This is a genomic window from Micromonospora sp. GCM10011542 (assembly GCF_042650685.1).
In the GTDB taxonomy this organism is placed as follows: domain Bacteria; phylum Actinomycetota; class Actinomycetes; order Mycobacteriales; family Micromonosporaceae; genus Micromonospora.
This window is the reverse complement of sequence record NZ_JBHSBO010000058.1, coordinates 223,534-243,192: the sequence shown is the minus strand read 5'-3', so window position 1 is coordinate 243,192 and position 19,659 is coordinate 223,534. Positions and strand designations below refer to the sequence as shown.

The 19,659-nt window shown below is 72.7% G+C and carries 14 protein-coding genes; 9 read left to right on the top strand and 5 right to left on the bottom strand.

Translation table 11 applies throughout. The features are described from left to right. Positions 1-49 precede the first annotated feature (49 nt). The 5 genes from ACFOW4_RS21855 (at position 50) to ACFOW4_RS21835 (ending at position 8,503) form a co-directional block, all read left to right on the top strand. Positions 50-1,090 (top strand): S66 peptidase family protein, encoded by a 1,041-nt coding sequence (locus ACFOW4_RS21855; protein ID WP_377530594.1) that lies wholly within the window; start codon positions 50-52, stop codon positions 1,088-1,090. A gap of 196 nt (positions 1,091-1,286) precedes the next feature. Continuing rightward, on the top strand, positions 1,287-4,928 hold the full coding sequence (mfd, locus tag ACFOW4_RS21850; RefSeq protein WP_377531688.1) for a transcription-repair coupling factor: 3,642 nt from the start codon (positions 1,287-1,289) through the stop codon (positions 4,926-4,928). 88 nt (positions 4,929-5,016) lie between these two features. After that, the gene (locus ACFOW4_RS21845) at positions 5,017-5,805 is read left to right on the top strand and encodes a hypothetical protein (protein ID WP_377530591.1); all 789 of its coding nucleotides are present in this window, start codon (positions 5,017-5,019) and stop codon (positions 5,803-5,805) included. Positions 5,806-5,807: 2 nt separating this feature from the next. After that, entirely contained in the window at positions 5,808-6,794 is a 987-nt protein-coding gene (locus ACFOW4_RS21840) for a nucleoside triphosphate pyrophosphohydrolase (protein WP_377530588.1), read from the top strand. Between the two features lie 89 nt (positions 6,795-6,883). Next, positions 6,884-8,503 carry a DUF885 domain-containing protein gene (locus tag ACFOW4_RS21835; RefSeq protein ID WP_377530585.1) on the top strand — a complete coding sequence of 540 codons (1,620 nt, stop codon included), beginning with the start codon at positions 6,884-6,886 and terminating at the stop codon, positions 8,501-8,503. Here ACFOW4_RS21835 and ACFOW4_RS21830 read toward each other — a convergent pair. Then, entirely contained in the window at positions 8,500-9,081 is a 582-nt protein-coding gene (locus ACFOW4_RS21830; protein WP_377530584.1) for a DUF3592 domain-containing protein, read from the bottom strand. The two genes, ACFOW4_RS21835 and ACFOW4_RS21830, sit on opposite strands and share 4 nt — an antisense overlap. Before the next feature lie 300 nt (positions 9,082-9,381). Here ACFOW4_RS21830 and ACFOW4_RS21825 point away from each other — a divergent pair, with 300 nt between their 5' ends. After that, on the top strand, positions 9,382-10,380 hold the full coding sequence (locus tag ACFOW4_RS21825; protein WP_377530581.1) for a DUF1996 domain-containing protein: 999 nt from the start codon (positions 9,382-9,384) through the stop codon (positions 10,378-10,380). A 41-nt stretch (positions 10,381-10,421) separates the two neighbouring features. Here ACFOW4_RS21825 and ACFOW4_RS21820 read toward each other — a convergent pair whose 3' ends face one another. Both ACFOW4_RS21820 and ACFOW4_RS21815 read right to left on the bottom strand, forming a co-directional pair. Further along, positions 10,422-10,883, bottom strand: a complete 462-nt coding sequence (locus tag ACFOW4_RS21820; RefSeq protein ID WP_377530580.1) for a DUF4333 domain-containing protein — start codon at positions 10,881-10,883, stop codon at positions 10,422-10,424. Positions 10,884-10,897: 14 nt separating this feature from the next. Beyond that, complete coding sequence (locus ACFOW4_RS21815; RefSeq protein WP_377530577.1) at positions 10,898-11,581, bottom strand: hypothetical protein; 684 nt, start codon at positions 11,579-11,581, stop codon at positions 10,898-10,900. Positions 11,582-11,812: 231 nt separating this feature from the next. On the opposite strand from ACFOW4_RS21815, the gene ACFOW4_RS21810 reads away from it, so the two are divergent. Next, positions 11,813-12,109 (top strand): WXG100 family type VII secretion target, encoded by a 297-nt coding sequence (locus ACFOW4_RS21810; protein ID WP_377530575.1) that lies wholly within the window; start codon positions 11,813-11,815, stop codon positions 12,107-12,109. A 91-nt stretch (positions 12,110-12,200) separates the two neighbouring features. Then, the gene (locus ACFOW4_RS21805; RefSeq protein ID WP_377530573.1) at positions 12,201-16,574 is read left to right on the top strand and encodes an FtsK/SpoIIIE domain-containing protein; all 4,374 of its coding nucleotides are present in this window, start codon (positions 12,201-12,203) and stop codon (positions 16,572-16,574) included. Between the two features lie 88 nt (positions 16,575-16,662). On the opposite strand, the gene ACFOW4_RS21800 is transcribed toward ACFOW4_RS21805, so the two are convergent. Together ACFOW4_RS21800 and ACFOW4_RS21795 are read right to left on the bottom strand one after the other, a co-directional pair. Continuing rightward, positions 16,663-17,322 (bottom strand): hypothetical protein, encoded by a 660-nt coding sequence (locus tag ACFOW4_RS21800; protein WP_377530571.1) that lies wholly within the window; start codon positions 17,320-17,322, stop codon positions 16,663-16,665. Further along, positions 17,319-17,624: a hypothetical protein gene (locus ACFOW4_RS21795; RefSeq protein ID WP_377530569.1), complete on the bottom strand. Its 306-nt coding sequence runs from the start codon at positions 17,622-17,624 to the stop codon at positions 17,319-17,321. The genes ACFOW4_RS21800 and ACFOW4_RS21795 overlap by 4 nt, the downstream gene beginning before the upstream one ends. Before the next feature lie 206 nt (positions 17,625-17,830). On the opposite strand from ACFOW4_RS21795, the gene ACFOW4_RS21790 reads away from it, so the two are divergent. After that, positions 17,831-19,651, top strand: coding sequence for a putative T7SS-secreted protein (locus ACFOW4_RS21790; RefSeq protein ID WP_377530568.1), 1,821 nt, complete (start codon positions 17,831-17,833; stop codon positions 19,649-19,651). The last annotated feature ends 8 nt before the right edge of the window (positions 19,652-19,659 follow it).

The following is a 19,659-nucleotide window of genomic DNA, read 5'->3' as shown; positions in this document are numbered from 1 at the left end:
CGGCTTTTGTCGGGCGGAAACCGCTGGTGCGGCTCGTTAATGTCTGATCATGGACCTGCCGCGTTACCCCACCAGGCCGAAGCCCGGCGACCGGGTCGCCATCGTGTCGCCCTCCCGGGGGCTGCCGGCGCTGTTCCCGCACGTGTACGAGCTGGGGCTGCGCCGGTTGCGCGAGGAGTTCGGCCTGGAGCCGGTGGAGTATCCGACCACCCGACGGATGGGGGCGGACCCCCGCGACCGGGCCCGGGACCTGACGGCCGCCTTCGCCGACCCGACGATCACCGCGGTGCTCGCCACCGTCGGCGGCGACGACCTGATCACGGTCACCCCGCACCTCGACGACGAGGTGATCCGGGCCAACCCGAAGCCGTACTTCGGCTACTCGGACAACACCAACGTGCTCAACCACCTCTACCGACTGGGGATGGTGGCCTACCACGGTGGTTCGGTGCTGGTGCACCTCGGCCGGCCCGGCAAGGCGCACCCGCTCACGGTCGACTCGCTGCGCGCCGCGCTCTTCACCCCCGGCTGGTACGACCTCACGCCCGCGCCCGAATGGGGCGACCGCCCCAACCCGTGGACCGACCCGGACTCCCTGGCGTACGAGCCGGAGATGCTGCCCGGTGAGGGCTGGCACTGGCAGGGGCCGGCCAACGTGGTGCGCGGCCGCACCTGGGGCGGCAACCTGGAGGTACTGAACTGGCTGCTCGCCGCCGACCGGGTGCCTCCGGCGGCGGCCCTGGCCGGGTCGGTGCTGCTGATCGAGACCTCGCAGGAGCTGCCCTCGGACACCGAGGTCTACCGGATCCTGCGCAACCTGGGCGAGCGCGGCCTGCTCGCCGGCTTCCCGGCGGTGCTCGTCGGCCGGGCCAAGGCCTGGGACTTCGACCGGCCGCACACCCTCGACCAGCGCCGGGCGTACGCGGCGGCCCAGCGCGCCGCGGTCACCCGGGCCGGCGCGGAGTACGCGCCGGACGCGGTGCTGGTCTTCGACGTCGACCTGGGCCACACCGACCCGCAACTGATCGTCCCGTACGGCGGGGAGATCCTGGTCGACGCCGTCGACCGCCGCATCGCGGTGCGCTACTGACCCGTGCCCGCCAGCGACGCCCGTCGGGCCGGGTCGGTCCGCCGGGCGTCCCGGCGTGGAGGTGGGCGCGAAGGCGGTGGGTGTCGGTCGGCGGGGATAGGCTGGTCGTCGTGCACCCCCCGTCCAGCCGGACGCGGGGTATCTGTCGTGTGCCGCGGCCTCACCACGCACGCCGACCCTCCTGGAAGTGATCTACATGCTCACCGGTCTGTTCTCCGCCGCCCTGGCCGACCCCGGGCTGGCCCGGGCGCGTGACCTGGCGCGCTCCGGTGCCGCGCAGGTCGACGGCCTCGACATCACCGCCCCGTCGGCGCTGCGTCCGTTCGCGGTCGCCGCGGTCGCCGCGGATCCCGACGGCGCCGGTGGCGGCGCGGGGCGGCCGGTGCTGGCGGTGACCGCCACCACCCGCGAGGCCGACGACCTGGCCGCCGCGTTGGGCGATCTGCTCCCGCCGGAGCAGGTGGCGGTCTTCCCGTCCTGGGAGACGCTGCCGCACGAGCGGCTCTCGCCGCGCTCGGACACCGTCGGCCGGCGGCTGGCCGTGCTGCGCCGGCTGGCGCACCCGGAGTCGGCGGACGCGCACGGCCGCACCGGCCCGCTGCGGGTGGTCGTGGCTCCGGTGCGCTCGCTGCTGCAACCGCAGCTCAAGGGTCTGGGCGACCTGGAGCCGGTGCAGTTGGCGGCCGGTGAGGAGGCGGACCTGGAGGAGGTCGCCCGCCGGTTGATCGACATGGCGTACGCCCGGGTGGACCTGGTCACCAAGCGCGGCGAGTTCGCGGTGCGCGGCGGCATCCTGGACGTGTTCCCGCCCACCGACGAGCACCCGTCCCGGGTCGAGTTCTGGGGCGACGAGGTGGAGGAGATCCGCACCTTCGCCGTCGCCGACCAGCGGACCATCGAGCAGGTGCCGCTGCTGTGGGCGCCGCCGTGCCGGGAGCTGCTGCTCACCCCCGACGTGCGGGACCGGGCGGCCGCGCTGGCCCAGGAGCACCCCGAGCTGGCCGAGATCCTCGACAAGCTGGCCGAGGGCATCCCGGTGGAGGGCATGGAGTCCCTGGCCCCGGTGCTGGTCGGGCCCGACTCACTGGAGCTGCTGCTGGACGCCATGCCGGCCGGCACCCACGTGCTGCTCTGCGACCCGGAGCGCATCCGCACCCGGGCGCACGACCTGGTGCGTACCTCGGAGGAGTTTCTCCAGGCCAGCTGGGCCGCCGCCGCGGTCGGCGGCCAGGCCCCGGTCGACGTCGGCGCCGCCGCCTTCCGCACCCTGGGTGAGGTACGCGCCGCCGCCGGCCGGCTCGGCCAGCCGTGGTGGACGCTCTCCCCGTTCGGCTTGGTGGAGGCCGAGACGGCCGACACACGCCAGCCCTGGGAGGACGCGCCGGAGCAGGGCTCGGTGACTCCCGACGACGCCATCGCGGTGAGCGTGACCGCCCAGCCTGCCCCGCTCTACCACGGCGAGACCTCCCGGGTGGTCGACGACCTGAAGCGTTGGGCCGGCGAGGGCTGGTCGATCGCGTTGGTCTTCGAGGGGCACGGCCCGGCCCAGCGGGCGGTGGAGGTGCTCCGCGACGCCGGTCTGGGGGCCCGGTTGGCCGAGGAGGTGCCGACCGCGCCCGTGCCCGGCGAGCTGGTGGTCACCTGCGGCGCGTTGAGCAGCGGTTTCGTCGACGAGGCGTCCCGTTTCGTGCTGCTCACCGGCAACGACGTGACCGGCGGTCGGGGCACCTCGACGCGCGACATGCGCAAGCTGCCGAGCCGGCGGCGCAACACCATCGACCCGCTGGAGCTCAAGGCCGGCGACTTCGTGGTGCACGAGCAGCACGGCATCGGCCGCTACGTCGAGCTGGTGCAGCGCACGGTCAACGGCGCCAGCCGGGAGTACCTGGTCATCGAGTACGCGGCGAGCAAGCGCGGCCAGCCCGGCGACCGGCTCTTCGTGCCGACCGACCAGCTCGACCAGCTGAGCCGCTACGTCGGTGGCGAGCAGCCGACGCTGCACAAGATGGGCGGCTCGGACTGGCAGAAGTCCAAGGCCCGGGCCCGCAAGGCGGTCCGCGAGATCGCCGCCCAGCTGATCCAGCTCTACGCCGCTCGCAAGGCGTCCAAGGGCCACTCGTTCGGCCCGGACACCCCCTGGCAGCGGGAGCTGGAGGACGCCTTCCCCTGGCAGGAGACGCCGGACCAGCTCGCGGCGATCGACGAGGTCAAGCGGGACATGGAGCAGACCGTCCCGATGGACCGGCTGATCTGCGGCGACGTCGGCTACGGCAAGACCGAGATCGCGGTACGGGCGGCGTTCAAGGCGGTGCAGGACGGCAAGCAGGTGGCGGTGCTGGTGCCCACCACGCTGCTGGTGCAGCAGCACTACAACACCTTCGCCGAGCGGATGGGCCAGTTCCCGGTGACCATCAAGCAGCTGTCCCGGTTCCAGACGGCGAAGGAGACCGAGCAGACGCTGGCGATGGCGGCGGAGGGCACCGCCGACATCGTGATCGGCACCCACCGGCTGCTCCAGTCGGCCACCCGCTTCAAGTCGCTCGGCCTGGTCATCGTCGACGAGGAGCAGCGCTTCGGGGTCGAGCACAAGGAGCATCTAAAGAGCATGCGTGCCTCGGTCGACGTGCTGAGCATGTCGGCCACCCCGATCCCGCGGACCCTGGAGATGGCGATCACCGGGATCCGGGAGATGTCCACCATCGCCACCCCGCCGGAGGAGCGGCACCCGGTGCTCACCTTCGTCGGGGCGCACGACGACCGGCAGGTGGCCGCGTCCATCCACCGTGAGCTGCTGCGCGACGGGCAGGTCTTCTACCTGCACAACCGGGTCGAGTCGATCGACCGGGCGGCCCGGCGGCTGCGCGAGCTGGTGCCCGAGGCGCGGGTCGCGGTGGCGCACGGCCAGATGGGCGAGGAGGCGCTGGAGAAGGTCATGGTCGGCTTCTGGGAGAAGGAGTTCGACGTGCTGGTCTGCACCACCATCGTGGAGTCCGGCATCGACATCCCGAACGCCAACACCCTGATCGTGGAGCGCGCCGACCTGCTCGGCCTGGCCCAGCTGCACCAGATCCGCGGCCGGGTCGGCCGGGGCCGGGAACGGGCGTACGCCTACTTCCTGTACCCGCCAGAGAAGCCGCTCACCGAGCACGCCCACGAGCGGCTGGCCACCATCGCCCAGCACACCGAGCTGGGCGCCGGCATGTACGTGGCGATGAAAGACCTGGAGATCCGGGGCGCCGGCAACCTGCTCGGCGGCGAGCAGTCCGGGCACATCGAGGGCGTCGGCTTCGACCTGTACGTGCGGATGGTCGGCGAGGCGGTGTCGGCGTTCAAGGGTGAGCGGCAGGAGGAGGAGGTCGACGTCAAGATCGACCTGCCGATCGACGCGCACCTGCCGCACGACTACGTGAGCGTGGAGCGGCTGCGGTTGGAGATGTACCGCAAGCTCGCCGAGGCCCGCGACGAGGAGCGGCTGCGCGAGGTGGTCGCCGAGATGACCGACCGGTACGGCGAGCCGCCGGCCCCGGTGCAGAACCTGGTGGCGGTGGCGCGGTTCCGCCTGCTGGCCCGCCGGTACGGCCTCACCGACGTGTCCATGCAGGGCAAGCACGTCCGGTTCGGCCCGTTGCCGCTGCCCGACTCGAAGCAGCTGCGGCTCAAGCGCTACCACCCGGACGCGGTCTACAAGCAGGCCACCGACCAGGTCAGCGTGCCCCGCCCGACCACCCGTCGGATCGGCGGCGAGCCGCTGCGTGACCAGGCGCTGCTGGAGTGGTGCGCGCAGTTGCTCTCCGACGTGCTGGGCGCACCTGCCCCGGTCGCCGTCGCGGCCGGCTGAGGTGCTGCCCGCCGGGCGGGGCGCGTCGCCCCGCCCGGCGAGGTGGGGGCCGTCACAGCGATGCCGGGGGCATGAGAGAGTGACGGGCATGCGTGCTCGCCGTCTGATCGCCGCCGCCAGCGTCGCGGCCCTCGGTGTCCTCTCCCTCGCCGCCTGCGGTAGGTCCGCCCCGGACGTCGCCGCGTACGTCGGTGACGCCACCTACTCGGTGGACCGGGTCGACGCCATCTACGACGACGTGCAGACGAAGTACGGCGAGGCGGTGCGGCAGGAGGCCGGCCAGGCCGGTGCGACGCCCGCACCGGAGCAGCTGCGCTCCGCCGTCACCCGTCAGGACGTGGTGAACCTGCTGGTCAGCCTGGAGCTGGGCAAGCGGGTCGCGGCGGCGAAGAACCTGCAGGTGCCCGACCAGGTGACGCCGGAGCAGCTCCAGCAGAACCTCCGGGTGCCGGCCACCACCGAGTACGCCAAGCTCTGGGGCGAGTGGATCGACCTGCTCCAGGTGCTCAACGAGCAGCTGCCCCCGGCGGAGCTGAGCGACGACTCGGTGATGGCCGTCTACCAGGCGCTGGCCCGGACGGGGGCGATCCAGGGCGGGCTGCCGGTAGACCAGGTCCGCCAGGCGTTCGGTGACGGCGGCTTCGTCCGCAGCGCCACCGCGCTGAGCGCGGCTCTGCAGGAGGAGGCGACGCGGGTCGACGTCTCGGTCAATCCGCGTTACCGGGCGGTCGGGGTGCCGTCGGTGGTGAGCACCGGCCAGTCGCTGGTCTTCTACTCGCTGCCGTACATCAACTCCGACGGGCCGGTCACCGACATCTCCACCCCGGAGCCGGTGGCCTCGAGCGGGGCGCCGGAGACCGGCGGCACGGAGAGCTGAGCATGTCGGCACGGATCGTCCTGCTGGTCACCTCGCCCCGGCTGCCGGCCGGGCTGCTGACCGCCGCCGCCTGGGACGTCGTACGGTCGGCGCCGGTGCTCGCCGGTGCGGAGAGCGAGCTGACGACCGCGGTGCGGGTTTCGGGCGCCGAGGTGACCGTGGTGACCGGCGGTGCCACCCAGGCGTTGCTGGACGCGGTGGCGGCGCACGGCACGGCGGTCTGGCTGGCGGGTCCGACCGGCGACGAGTCGCTGGCTCGGGAGCTGGGTCTGCGGCTGGCCCGGGAGCCGGGGCTGGCCGAGCTGGAGCTGATGTACGGCTCGTGGGATCCGCCCGGCGCCCGGCTGCTGGACGCGGTGGCGGTGATGGACCGGCTGGCGTCCCCGGGTGGCGATCCCTGGAAGCGGGCGCAGACGCACCGCAGCCTGGCCGGCTTCCTGCTGGAGGAGTGCTACGAGGCGTACGACGCGATCAGCGCCGACGACACCGACGCGCTGCGCGAGGAGTTGGGCGACGTGCTGCTCCAGGTGGTGCTGCACGCCCGGCTTGCCGAGGAACTGCCCGAGGACGAGCGGTGGACCATCGACGACGTGGCCGGTGGCCTGGTCGACAAGATGGTCCGGCGCAACCCGCACGTCTTCGCCGGTGAAGAGGCCGGCACGCTGGACGAGATCACCGCCAACTGGGAGCGGATCAAGCGGGCCGAGAAGGCGCGCGAGTCGGTGCTGGACGGCATCGCGTTGAGCCAGCCCGCCCTCGCCCTGGCCGCGAAGGTGCTGGAGCGTGCGGCCCGGGTCGGTCTGGCCGTGCCTCCGCCGCTGGCCGAGTCGCAGGTCGACCCGGAGGCCCGGCTGGGCGCGAGCCTGCTGGCCACGGTCGCGGCCGCCCGACAGGCCAACCTCGACCCCGAGGCCGCCCTACGCCGCACCACCCTCGCCTACGCCGAAGCAGTCCGCGCCGCCGAAGCCCCACCCCCCGCACCGGCTTGATCAAGAACTTCCCGTCCGGAGAGCCCCGGTTCGTGACGCAAACCTCTTGATCAACGCGGGCCGGCGCGGGTAGTGGGTAGGGTCGGCGGGTGGAATCGTTCGGGGTGCTCGCGGAGCGGGTTGTCGAGGCGTTGCTGGAGAGCCGGCCGGGGCTGGCGACGAGCGCGGGGGACCACCGGTACGACGATCGGCTGCCCGACCTGTCCGCCGGCGCGCTGGCCACCGACCGAACGATGCTCACCGACGCGGCGAACGCGCTGTCCGAACTCGACCCGGACGCGCTGGACGTCGAGGATCGGGTGGACCACGCGCTGCTCAGCTCGTTCGTCGACCGGGAGCTGTTCGAGCTGACCGAGATCCGGGCGCACGAGTGGGATCCGCTGCACCACAACCCCGGCCCGCTGCTGCACTCGCTGCTGGCCCGCCCGTACGCCCCGGTCGAGGTCCGGCTCGGGCACCTGGCCGGCCGCCTGGCCGCCGTACCGGACGCCCTCGCGACCGCTCGCGCGACGCTGCGGGACATGCCGCGGATCCATGCCGAGACGGCGGTCGGGCAGTTCACCGGCACGGCCGCGCTGATCCGCGACGAGGTGCCGAGGCTGCTCGCCCAGGCCCCTGGCGGCTACGACCGGCTGGCACCGGCGGCCACCGCGGCGATCGCCGCGCTGGAGGAGTTCGTCGCCTGGCTGCGCGTCGGCCTGGCCGCCGACGCCGGCCCGGGACGTGACCCGCGGCTGGGCCGCCGCCGCTGGGAGGCGCGGCTCTGGCACACCCTGGACACCGAGCTGGGCGCCGCGGAGATTCAGCGCCGCGCCTGGGCGAACCTGGACCGGGTCACCGAGGAGATCCGCGTGGCGGCGGTCGAGCTGGTCGGCGGCCCGGCCGACGACGCGACGGTACGCCGGGCGCTGGACCTGCTCGCCGCCGAGCACCCGGACGACGCCACCATCGTCGAGCTGGCCGGGGTGACGCTGGACGAGGCGACCGACTTCGTCCGCGCGCACGACCTGGTCACCCTGGTCGACGACCCGTGCGTGATCCAGGAGATGCCGGAGTTCGCCCGGGGCGTCGCGGTCGCCTACTGCGACTCACCGGGGCCGCTGGAGACCGCGGCCGTGCCGACCTTCTACTGCATCGCGCCCACCCCGACGGACTGGCCGGCGCACCGCGTCGAGTCGTTCTACCGCGAATACAACGACCACATGGTCCGCAACCTGACCGTGCACGAGGCGATGCCCGGGCACTTCCTCCAGCTCGCCCACGCCCGCCGGTACGTCGGCGGCACCCGGGTCCGGGCGTTGGCCGAGTCCGGCCCGTTCATCGAGGGCTGGGCGGTCTACGCCGAGGAGCTGATGGCCGGCCTGGGGTTCGGTGGCCTGCCGGTGCGGTTGCAGCAGCTCAAGATGCAGCTGCGGATGACCATCAACGCCCTGCTCGACCAACTCGTGCACGCCGAGGAGCTGCCGGAGCACGAGGCGATGGCGCTGATGACCGGGCGCGGCTTCCAGGAGGAGGGCGAGGCGGCCGGCAAGTGGCGCCGCGCACTGCTCACCTCGACCCAGCTCTCCACCTACTTCGTCGGCTACAGCGAGGTGGCCGAGATCGCCGCCGCCCGCCCGGCCGGCGTGTCGGTGCGGGACTGGCACGACGCGATGCTGGCCCACGACTGCCCGCCCCCGCGCCACCTGCGTACCCTGCTCGACCTCTAGACCCGTCTGGTGCGGCGTGCCGCGCTGGCCAGCAAAGAGATGCCAGCGATGAGGGTGACGAGACGGACGAGGAAGATCACCCCTCCGATGGCCGCAGCCAGCGCGCCCATGGCGATGAGACCGTACGGGAGCCAGTCGGTTTCCGGAATGACGCGTGCGGATCCGGGGTCCTGCGGCAGGTAGGAGACGGTGGCCGTGGAACGCACCGCCGGCCGCTTGCTGCTCTGCTCCGGCTCGGTGAACTCCACCCGCCGGTTGTCCGAGGTGGTGAAGGTCAGGACCCGCGAGTACATCGTGCGGCCGTTGCTGTCGCGGGAGCTCGTGATCCTGGTGACGGTGGCGGTCGTCGACGTTCCAGCCGGGTAGGGCTGGTGTTGGCCATGCCACCACCAGCCGATACCGACGAACAGCAGGCCGACGGCCAGCACCACGAGGGATCCGAAGATGCCGGTGCGCTTGCGGCCGAAGGGCACATCGATTCCGACGAGCCCGTCGGTGACCAGCGCGGCGCCCGCGGCGGTGCGCGCTCCTCGGCCGGACAGGACGTTGGCGAGGGTCCTCAGGATCTGGGTGGGCATGTCGGCCGTCCTCCGGTCTACAAGGGCTTACAGCGTGGTCACCGCATCCACGTGATGCGAACGGCTGCCGGTTCGACCGACCGTCGTCGAGTGACCCGGATCTCGTGCCCGTCGGAGGGTGACCGACGGGCCTGCGACCGGGCTTCCGGCCACCGGGTACGCAGTGCCGACGATTCGTTGATCCGCATCACACCGGCGTCGGAGGGCACGCTCACGGCTGGCTGTTACTGCTGGTCCCAGGCTTGTCAGGGGAATGCCCACCGAGTCGGGTGCGATGGCGTGCCGCATAACCTTCGGGCCATGAGCGAGTCGGCGATGGCTCGACGGCGGGGCATTGCCGTCATGCTGGTGTTGGAGCTGTTGCTGATCGGGCTCGGCGTCGGCACGGTACGGGGGATCGACGCCGCCGGCGCTGGTCACGCCCCGCGCACCCCGCTCGCCAGCCTGCTCGGTCCCGACTTCGTGGACATCAGTTCCGTACGCTCCGACGCCACCCGGTCCGCAGCGCCACCCCCGGCGGGCGCCGGCAGTTACACCTGGGACTGCGGCCGCAACGAGATCGGCCACCGCAACACCGCCAACATCGTGACGGCGCCCGGCTACCCGGGACAGGCGCACCACGTGCACGACTACGTGGGCAACGTCTCCACCGCTGTCGGTTCGACCCCTCACAGTCTCACCACGGCCCGGACCACCTGCCGCAACGGCGACCGCTCCACCTACTTCTGGCCGGTGCTGCGGACGGTGCCGGACGGCGGCGCCGGGCACCCGGGGCACGACGGCGAGATCCAGGTGCCGGCCGCCGTCACCCTCACGTTCCTGGGCAACCCGCGCGGAAACGTGGTGCCCATGCCGGTACGGCTCGCGGGGACCGTGGGGGACGCGGTGGCCGTCACCAACGGCGGCGCCCACGCGGCGGCGACGTGGACCTGTTCCAGCACACCGGAGCGCCGGACCACCGCCTACCCCGTCTGCCCGGTCGGTGACCGGGTACTGCGGCTCTTCGACTTCCCCAGCTGCTGGGACGGCCGGCGGCTGGACAGCCCGACCCACCGCGTGCACCTCCTCGCTCCCGACCGGGACGGCGCCTGCCCCCACAACACGTTCCCGGTTCCGCGGCTGCGGATGACGCTCGCGTACGACCTTCCGCCGGGCGTCCGGTTCCAGATTGACGCGTTCGACGGCCAGAACAACAGCCCGCTCACCGATCACGCGTTCTTCCTCAACCTCATGCCGGAGACGGTGACGGCCAAGGTGCTGGACTGTCTCAACGCCGGCCGGACCTGCGACGACAGCTGAGGGCCGCGACGGACCGCGGGGACCGCCACGGCCGCGACCGGTCAGTTCGGACGACCGACCTCGAATCGGCCGGCGGAGGACGTGACCGTCACCGTGACTGTCCTCGGCTCACCGGCGACCCGCGTAGAGCAGGTGAACCGGCTATTCACCCTGACCGGTGGTGCGACCGGGCAGGCGACCTCGTCCGCGTCGAGCTGGTAGTTCTCGCGCAGCACGGTCAGCACCCCGCGCTGGAGCGCCGCCGTGTCGAAGACCTTGCGGTTGAGGAAACCAGGCCAGATCAGGCCGAGCACCACCACGAGCGCGACCGTGAGCGCGACCGGCCCGCCGATCGCCGCCACGAGCTTCGGGGAGACGCCGCGCCTCGACGCGCGGCCGGTCTCCGGGCCCGGGGCGGCCGGGCCGAACTGCGGCGGCGGCGCCGGGGCCCAGCGGGGCGCCGGGGGAGTCGCGGCGGGGGGTGTGGTGGAGTCGTCGAGGCGTCCGTACGGGTTGGTCATCATCGTTTCCCGGTCCCTCAGCGAGCCGCGGCGGTCGGCACGGCGACCACCTCGGGCAGCGGCTTCGTCCGACCCCCGGTCGGGTTGATCGCGAACCAGGTGCCGCCGACCCCTTGGCCCTCGATGTCACCCCGCGCCTTGTCCCCGGCGAACCGGTAGACCGGCCAGCCGCCGACGGTCACCTGACAGGTACCGTCGGCGCGTTCCACGTAGCCGACGAGCTGCGGGTTCATCCCGCTCGGGTAGATCTGGCCGGGCGAGTGGATCAGCAGCGGCGGCCAGGTCTTCGCGCAGTCGCCGTTGCAGGTGGACTTCGGCGGCTTGGCGCTGTCCTTGTCGAACCGGTAGAGCGTCCGGCCTTGCCCGTCGGCGACGTATGTGCCGATGTCGGCGGAGCCGGTGCCGTTCAGCTGCACGATGGTGCTGCCGCGCCCCTGGTCGGGTGGGGGCGAGAGCGGGCCGGTGGCCGGGCCACTGTAGATCTGCACGCGGCGCTGGGTCTTGGCCACGGTGGGCGGGGCCACCGGCGACGCCGGGGCCTCGATCACCTCGGGCACCTGCTCCGGGCTCGCGGCCGCGGAGACGGCAGGGCTGGGAGCGGCGGGCGCCGCGGTCCCGGGCGCCTTGTCGCCGCACGCGGCCAGGGCGGCCAGGCTGGTCAGTGCGATCGCGGTACGCGCGAAACGGCTGGGCAACAACATCAGTGCTCCACCTCGTGCTCGGTGCCGACCGTGCCCGTACGCCCGGTCGGCACCCACACGGCCGGGCGCGCGATGTGGTTCACCGCGAGGACGAGAACCTCTCCGTCGCGACCCGAACAATCCGCTGAACCGTTCCGCAGCGCCATCCGTGTGGGTGGCGGCAACGGCGGAAGGCGGTCACACGATGACCGCCGCCCGCCGGGAAGACCCACGAAACGAGGGAGCGGGAACGTGGCCACCTACCACATCGTCAGCGAGGACATCCAGGAGTCGGCGAGCTGGCTGAAGCAGAACATGCAGACGCTGCTGGACGGGATGACCCAGGCCAAGAGCAAGATCGACACGCTCATCCAGGGTGGCTACAACACCCCGGGCGCGCAGCAGCAGTTCGGCCCGTACTTCGAGGAGTACAAGGGCAGCGTGGACCAGACCCTGCACGGCATGGAGGGCATCAGCCAGTACCTCACGCAGGTCAGCGACGCCTTCTCCGAGACCGACAGCCAGACCGCCAGCAGCCTCGGTCGCTGACGAACGAACGGCCCGGGGGCCGCGTGGTGAGCAGATCACCACGCGGCCCTGACCGTTTCCTCCGACGGACCCATCCGACCAGGAGAAACCCGTGCGCCTGCTGCTCACCGTTGCGGATCCCTCCACCGCCGTCACCGACTACCAGGTGGAGGCGGACCCCGACACGACCGTCGGGGAACTCGCCGCGGCGCTGGCCGCCCGCCGTCCGTCCGCGGCGGACACACCGCCGTCCATCTTCGTCGCCGGCGCGCCCCTGGATCCGCGGCTGACCCTCGCCGAGGCCCCGGTGCACCAGGGGACGGTTCTCGGCCTGGACCGTCCGGCGCCCGAGGCGCCCGCACCACCCCCGGGCCTCCTCGAGGTACGGGTGGTCGGCGGCACGGACGCCGGCGACGTCCACCAGCTCGACATCGGCGAACACTCGATCGGGGCTGCCAGCACCAGCCGGGTCCGCCTCTCCGACCCGGCGCTCGCCGCCGTGACGGCGCGGGTGCGGGTCACCCCGGACGGCGAGTGCCGGGTGCGCCCGCTCGAGCCGGGGCTGCTGCTCGACCGCATCGAGGTCTCCGGTGAGCAGGTGTGGCCGCCCGGCGGGCAGCTCGCCGTCGGTTCCTCCCTGCTGGAGCTGCGCCACCCGGTCCGTGCGGAGGCGGCGCTGCAGGTCTCCGAGGACCGGACCGGCCTGGACTACAACCGTCCGCCGCGGCTGCTCCCCGCCGCCCGTGCCACCAGGTTCGCGCTCCCCGCACAACCGTCGCCACCCGAGCGGCGGCCGATCACGCTGATCACCGTGCTGGCGCCGCTGCTGGTCTCCGGGGGCATGTACCTCGCCACCCGGAACCCGCTGACCCTGCTCTTCGCCGTCCTGTCGCCGGTGGCGCTGATCGTGAACCAGATCGCCGCCCGGCGGCAGGGACGGGCCAGCCACCGGGTGCGGATGGCGGAGTACGAGGCGAAGAAGGAGCGGATCGCCGCCGAGGCGCGGGAGGCGCTGACCGCCGAGCGGTTGGCCCGCCGGGACACCCATCCTGATCCGGCGGCGGTGCGCTTGATGGCGGTCGGACCGCAACGTCGGCTCTGGGAGCGGCGCCGCACCGACCCCGACTTCCTGGAACTGCGCACGGGTACCGCGGACCTCCCCTCGGAGGTGGTGCTGACCGACCCGAGCCAGGACGAGCACCGGCGGGAGATCCGGTGGAGCGCGCTGGACGTGCCGGCCGTCGTGCCGGTCCGCAAGCACGGCGTCGTCGGTGTCGCCGGTGGCCCGGTGGCCCGTACCACCGCCCGCTGGATGGTGGCGCAGGCGGCCACCCTGCACAGCCCTGAGGAGCTGCAGATCTACCTGCTCGCCGGCGCGGGCGACGAGGAGGGCTGGTCGTGGACCCGCTGGCTGCCGCACGCGGCACCGCGCGACGGCCAGGACACGCTCGCCACCGTCGGCGCCGACACCCAGACGCTGGGCCGTCGCGTGGCCGAGCTGGTCGCCGTCATCTCGGCCCGCTCCGCGCAGCGGCAGGACGGCGCGTTCCGCGACATCCTCGTGGTGCTCGACGGGGCACGCCGGCTGCGGTCCCTGCCGGGGGTGACGCAGATCCTGCGGGAGGGGCCGTCGGTCGGCGTCTACGCGCTCTGCGTGGACGCCGAGGAGAGGCTGCTGCCGGAGGAGTGCCAGGCCGTCGTCGCGCAGCAGACCGACGGGACGCTGTTGGTCACCAGGACGCTGGCCGAGCCGATCGCCGGCGTCCACGCGGATTTGGTCACGCCGGACTGGTTGCGGACGGTGGCCCGGGCGCTGGCGCCGCTGCGGGACACCGGCGGCACGGACGAGGGTGGTGCGCTGCCCGACGCGAGCCGGCTGCTCGACGTACTCGGCATGGAGCCGCCGGAGCCGGACGCGGTGGCGGCGCGCTGGACCACCGGGGGCCGCACCACCGAGGCGGTGCTCGGCGTATCGCTGGACGGGCCGTTCGCCCTGGACCTCAAGCGGGACGGGCCGCACGCCCTGGTGGCCGGCACCACCGGCTCGGGCAAGTCGGAGCTGTTGCAGACCCTGGTCGCCTCGCTCGCCGTGGCCAACCGGCCGGACGCCATGACGTTCGTGCTGGTCGACTACAAGGGCGGCAGCGCGTTCAAGGACTGTGTCCTCCTGCCGCACACCGTCGGCATGGTGACCGACCTGGACACGCACCTGGTGAGCCGGGCGCTGACCTCGCTCTCGGCCGAGCTGCGGCGTCGGGAGCACATCCTCGCCGAGGCGGGGGCGAAGGACATCGACGACTACGTCGACCTGCTGCGCCGCGAGCCGACCCGGACGCCGATGCCCCGGCTGCTCATCGTGATCGACGAGTTCGCCTCGATGATCCGAGACCTGCCCGACTTCGTGACCGGTCTGGTCAACATCGCGCAGCGCGGCCGGTCCCTCGGCATCCACCTGGTGCTCGCGACCCAGCGCCCGGGCGGTGTGGTCTCGCCGGAGATCCGCGCCAACACCAACCTGCGGATCGCGTTGCGGGTGACCGACAGCAGCGAGAGCCAGGACGTTTTGAACGCGCCGGACGCCGCCTCGATCTCCAAGTCCACGCCCGGGCGGGCGTACGTGCGCCTCGCCCAGTCGTCGCTGGTGCCGTTCCAGGCGGGCCGGGTGGGCGGGTTCCGTCCGGGCGCCCGGGCCACCACCCGGCGGGCCCCGTGGCTGGCGCCGCTCTCCTGGCCCGACCTCGGCCGACCGTCGCCGACCCGCCCCGGTGGCGGCGGCGCGGAGCCCTCCGCGGAGGTGACCGACCTCGCCGTGCTGGTGGAGGCGATCCGGGGCGCCAACGAGCAGCTCGCCATCGCGGCGCAGCACAGCCCGTGGCTCCCCGCGTTGCCGACCACCCTCACGGTCGACGCGCTCCCCGCCGCCCGGGCGAGCGGCTACCTGCCGGCCGTCGCGTACGGGCTGGTCGACCTGCCGGCACGGCAGGAGCAGGCGCCGCTGGAGCTGGACCTGGCGACGCTGGGACATCTGCACGTCATCGGTTCCTCGCGCAGCGGCCGGTCGCAGACGTTGCGGACGATCGCCGGCACGCTGGCCCGCGCCCACTCCACGGCCGACGTCCACCTCTACGGCGTCGACTGCGGCAACGGGGCCCTGCTGGCACTCAACGACCTGCCGCACTGCGGCGCGGTGGTGCAGCGGACGGAGGCCGAACGGCTCGGGCGGCTGTTCGGCCGTCTGCTCGCCGAGCTGGGACGGCGGCAGCAGCTGCTCGCTTCGAGCGGCTCGGCGAGCCTCGTGGAGTACCGCTCGAACGTGGTCGAGGGCGACCGTCCGCCGCACATCCTCGTGCTGCTGGACCGGTTCGAGGTCTTCGACAAGACCTTCGCCGACTACGACAACGGCGCGGTGATGACCGCGCTGCTCACCCTGCTGCGCGAGGGTGCCGGGGCCGGGATGCACGTGGTGCTGGCTGGCGACCGGAGCATGTTCTCCACCCGGATCTCGTCCACGACGGACGACAAGCTGGTGTTGCGCCTCACCGAGCGCAGCGACTACAGCATGGTCGGGATCAACTACCGGCAGCTGCCCGAGGAGATCGAGTCGGGCCGGGCGATCCGGGCGGCCGACAGCGCGGAGGCACAGATCGCGCTCCTCGCCGAGGACAGCTCCGGTCAGGGGCAGGCCCGGGCGCTTGCGGAGATCGGCGCGGCGGCCCGGTCGCGGGACGAGGCCCTGCCGCACGCCGTCCGCCCCTTCCGGATCGACGTGCTACCTGACGAATTGACGCTGGCGGAATCGCGCGCCCTGGCCCGACCGTCGGGCCCGCTGTGGACGCTGCTCGGCGTCGGCGGCGACGAGCTCACCGGCATCGGGCCCGACTTGGCGGAGATCCCCACCTTCGTCCTCGGCGGGCCGCCGCGTTCCGGCCGGAGCACGGCGCTGCTGGCGATGGTGGCGGGCCTGCTCGCGCAGGGGACGCCGGTGGTGATCGGCGCCCCGCGCCGGTCGCCGCTGCGGGACCTGGCCGGTGTGCCGGGCGTGCTCGACGTCGTGGCGGGCGAGGACTTCACCTCGGCGCGGCTCGCCGCGGCCCTCGACGGGCGCGACGGCCCGGTCGTGGTCGTGCTGGACGACGCGGAGCAGTTGCTCAAGTGCGACGCCGGCAGCGACTTCGGCGAGATCGCGCGGGCGGGGGCGGAGACCGGGCGGGGCCTGGTCATGGCGGGCACCATCGACGGCCTGTCCGGGGGCTTCGGCGGCTGGCACGTCGACGCCCGGCGCAACCGGCAGGGCGCGCTGCTCAGCCCCCAGGGCCTCGGCGACGGTGAGCTGATCGGCGCCAAGCTCTCCCGGGGTCAACTGGCCGGCGGCCGGCCCGGCCGGGCGCTCGCCCACTTCGGTGGCGGCCGGCTGCACCTCGTGCAGGTGCCCCGCGCCGATCCCGCCGCACTGCGGGCGGTGCTCGGCGACGAGCCGGGATCGTGACGGCCCGACAAGGGTCCTCGGCTAGCTGAGCGGCGTCGAATACACGTCAGGGGGACACCAAGGTGTCCCCCTGACGTGTGTCGGCGACTCACCCCCCGGTCGCCGACTCCCCCATGGAAGCCTGCGGCGTCGCGAGCGCCGGGGCTCCATCCCCCCAGGTGAACATCAGGGTCCCGGTGATCGTGGCGAACAGTTCGAACAGGTCCTCGGCCTCGGCGAGGTTCGGGCTCGACCCCGTGACCACCAGGACGTTCGACGAGCCCGGCAGCGGTACGACCGTGTGCATGACGGCGCAGCGCATCGTCGCGCCGTCCTGGGTCACGTTCTGGATGCCGTGCACCCGGCCGACCGTGCCGATCCCGGGGATCTGCGCCGTGCCCACCCGACGCCAGGTGCCGTCCGCCCGGCCGGGCTGCCCGACCGCGGTGAGCGCCCCGATGATGTCGCCCGTCGCCGGCGGGGTGACCACCGAGACCAGCACCGTAGCGGTGAGCGGGCCATCCTCGTACAGCTGGAAGACACCGGCGGCGTGCACCGCGCCGGCGCGGCGGGCCTCGCGCACCGACCGGCGCAGTTGCTCGGCGTACTGACCGGCCTGCTCCTCGGCGAGGCCGCCCTCGCGGGCCCGGGTCCACACCTCCTGCGCCATCCGGTTCTCGCTCGCCTCGTCGGCGACCGAGTAGTCCACCCAGTCCTCCGGCGTGCGCAGTTGGAAGCCGGTCGGGGTCGAGGCCGTCGCGCCGGTCACTTCTTCCCCCCGTCGTCCGGGTTCGTGAGGGCGTTGACGGTCTGCTCGTCCGTCTCCCGGAACGCGTCGGCGACCGCCTTCGCGGCGTCGCGTACCCCTTCGAGGTCCTTGGCCACGACGTGGCGACCGTCACCCCACCGCTTCTCGAAGTCGTGGGCCGCCTTTTGCAGGTCACGCTGGCCGAGGGTGTCGACCACGTGCCCCATGGACCTGATCGGGGCACTGTCCATCAGATCCTTGGTGCGTTGCAGCAGGTCGTGTATCCGCTCCAGCTCCGCACCCGGTACGTCGATCACGCTCATGCCGGCACCGCCGCGCCGAGCCTGCCGGTTCGCTCGCTCATCTCCGATTCCCTCCGGGGCCGTCACAGCAACTCCGCGCCGTACACGGATGCCGTGCCGTTGCGGTTCAGCGCTGAACCGATTCTCGGTCGCCTACGTGTGCGAGTCGGCTCCCGGCACCCGACGAGGTGCGGGGGGAGCAGACGGCGCGATAGGGGAGGTTGGTCATGGCGCGTCCGGGGGACGCCGAGTGGTCGGTGTTGCAGTTGGACTCCGACCCGGTGCCAGGTGATCCGGAGTCCTTCGAGGAGATCACCCGGGCCTACCAGGAGTTGGCGAGGACCACCCAGGAGGCGCACGACCTGCTCGCCACCGGCGGTCAGATCGACGTCGGGCAGGGCAAGGCGATGGAGGCCTTCCGGGACCTGATCGGCAAGCTGCCGCCCCGGCTGGACCGGATGGCCCACTCGTACGCCGCCGCGGCCGACGCGTACCTGCGCTACCTCCCGTCCCTGGAGGAGGCGCAGACCATGTCGATGCGCGCTCTGGACCAGGCCCGGCAGGCCTCCGGCGACCAGGGGGCGGCGCAGGCGGCGCTGTCGTCGGCGCAGGCGGCGCTCACCGCGCTCACCGGTGATGCGGCGGCCGCTCAGACCGCGAAGGACAAGGCCGACGACGACCTCACCGCCGCCCAGCGCCGAGCCGACGATGCCCGGCAGGCGCTCGACCAGGCCAGGGCACTGCTCGGGCAGGCGACCGCGCTGCGCGACCAGGCTGCCCGATCCGCCGCCGAGACGCTGCGGCAGCTCGCGAAGGACGCTCCCCAGCGCTCGCTCTGGGAGAAGATCGCCGAGGCGTTCCACGCGTTCATCGAGTTCCTGCGGAGCACGGTGATCGAGTGGATCACCCTGGTGCTGGACGCGCTCTCGGTGATCGCGTCGTTCATCTTCCCGCCGCTCGGCGAGGCCATCGGCCTGCTCTCCGGCGCGATCGACCTGCTGGGTGCCGCGCTCGGCGGAGACCCTGCCGAGATCGGGATGGCCGCCGGCGGCATGGCCCTGGGTCTGGTGCCGGGTGGCCGGATCGCGGCGCGGCTGATGAAGTTCGCCCTCAAGGGCGGAAAGGCGCTGCCGGGCACCGTCGCCGACGGGGTCAGGAACAGCACCAAGGGGATCGGTGGCACATCCGGGACCCGCAGCCTGGATCAGGCTGCCAAGCCCGGCGCCGGGATCGACGCCGCGGTCACCACGGTCGGAGTCGGCAAGGTCATCAAGGGGACGTTCTCCGCAATCAGCAAGAAGATCGACGACATGCGCTTCGAACGCGATCTCAAGATCGCGAACAAGGAGCGCGAGAAGGACAAGACCCTCATCCTCGGCCAGACCGACAAGGGTCGCCTCAAGACCTTCCACGCCTCGGACGTCCAGTCTGTTCCTCTGCAGGACAAGAGCGGCAAGCAGGTCGGCGTCCTCTTCCCGAGCCGGGCGGGGGACACGGAGAACCTCACGGACTGGGCCAAGATGGACGCCAACGTCGCCTTCGGCAGGAACGTCGGCGGCAAGATGGACATCTCCGGCCTCAAGGTCATCCGGAGCCTGCCGGGGCGGGAGCCCACTTTCAAGGACAACACCTTCCTGCCCGCGCCGTGGAGCAACCTGCGCAGCGACCCGATCGCCGTCATCGCCCACGGCAGCCCGGAGAGCGCCGCCGTGACCCTGAAGAACGGCAAGGTGGTGCACGTGCCGGGCAGCCAGTTCGCGAAGGTCGTGCACCACGACGAGGTCTTCCGCTCGGCTGCGACGGACAATCCCAAGAGTTCCATCGCGCTGATCTCCTGCAACTTCGGCAACCCCACCGGCACCGCCGGCCAGGACTTCGCCGACACCATGCGCGAACTCGGCAGCAAGCGGCCGGTCTTCGCATCTACCGAGGTCGTGCAGGCGACCCGGGGCGTGGACGAGGACGGTCTGTTGACCGACCCGGGCCGCTCCATCGCCACCCTGGCCGTCGAGAACGGCGGCAAGTTCATCCGAATCAATCCGAGCTGACGAGGGGA